Source organism: Streptomyces albidochromogenes (assembly GCF_005981925.1).
Lineage (GTDB): Bacteria > Actinomycetota > Actinomycetes > Streptomycetales > Streptomycetaceae > Streptomyces > Streptomyces albidochromogenes.
The window spans coordinates 1-1,071 of record NZ_VBVX01000645.1 but is presented as its reverse complement, the minus strand read 5'-3'; the positions used below and the strand labels follow the sequence as shown (position 1 = coordinate 1,071).

The following is a 1,071-nucleotide window of genomic DNA, read 5'->3' as shown; positions in this document are numbered from 1 at the left end:
GGCCTGGGGCGCCGGGAGGGCCGGGAGGCGCGGGCTGACCGGGGGCACCCGGCGGACCGGGTGGCTGCGGAACCCCCGGCATGCCGCCGCCCTGACTCGGGTCGGCGAACATCGTCGCGGCATGGTGAACACCCCCACCGGGCGCACCGGGGGGACCGGGAGGGCCGGGCTGACCGGGCGCGCCAGGAGGACCGGGAGGCGCGGGCTGACCCGGGGCACCCGGCGGACCCGGAGGCTGCGGAACCCCCGGCATGCCGCCACCCTGACTCGGGTCGGCAAGCATCGTCGCCGCATGGTGGACGCCGCCGGGAGGCGGCGTGGGCGGGGCGGGAGGCCCGGGCGGCTGCGGGCCGTCGGGGCCCAGCGCCGAGACGAGCTGCGTCGGTACGTAACCACCCGCCGGCGCACCGGGCGCACCCGGCCCCGGCGGAGGCGGCGACTGCGGAGCCGCGTCCGGCGCGCCAGGCGGCGGCGGAGGCGTCGCACCGCTCCCGCGCTCGCCACCCCCCGCGTCGGCGATCTCCTCGGCGCCGGGCGGAAGCACCCCGGGCCGTCCCGGTGCCGCGGGCGGCTGCGCGGGCGCACCGGGAACCAAAGGGGCCACGGTGGTCGCGGGCAGCCCGCTGCCACCCGACATCAGCGCCGTCCTGGCCTCCGGCGGCACGCCGGGCGGCGGAGTGTCGTCATCGTCCGAACCGGAGAGCGGCGGCGCGAACACCGTCGCCGGCAGCGGAACGGACGCGTCGTCGGAGCCGGTGGCCGAGTTGGTGTCGGTCCCGGCCCAGGGGGTCGCCCCGGCGGGCGGCGCGGCCGTGCCCGGACCGGCGGACTCACGGTCGCCGCCACCGGCACTGGGCCAGGACGTGCCGGACCCGCGTTCTGCCTGCGAGGCGTTCTCACTCCGGGCCCCGCCCCAACTGCCGCCACCGGCCGCCGAACTGGCGTCGTCCGACACCCCGTGAGCACCGGAGCCGCCCCAACTCACCTCACCGGGCGCGGAAACGTCCCCGCCCCGCACGCCGTCACCACCGGCCGAAGGCGCACCGGCCCCGGCGTCCGACGCCCGTACCC

General features: G+C 80.0%; 1 pseudogene. It reads right to left on the bottom strand.

The features are described from left to right. A pseudogene (locus tag E2E34_RS36895) lies at positions 1-1,071 on the bottom strand (SUKH-4 family immunity protein); the annotation flags it as partial.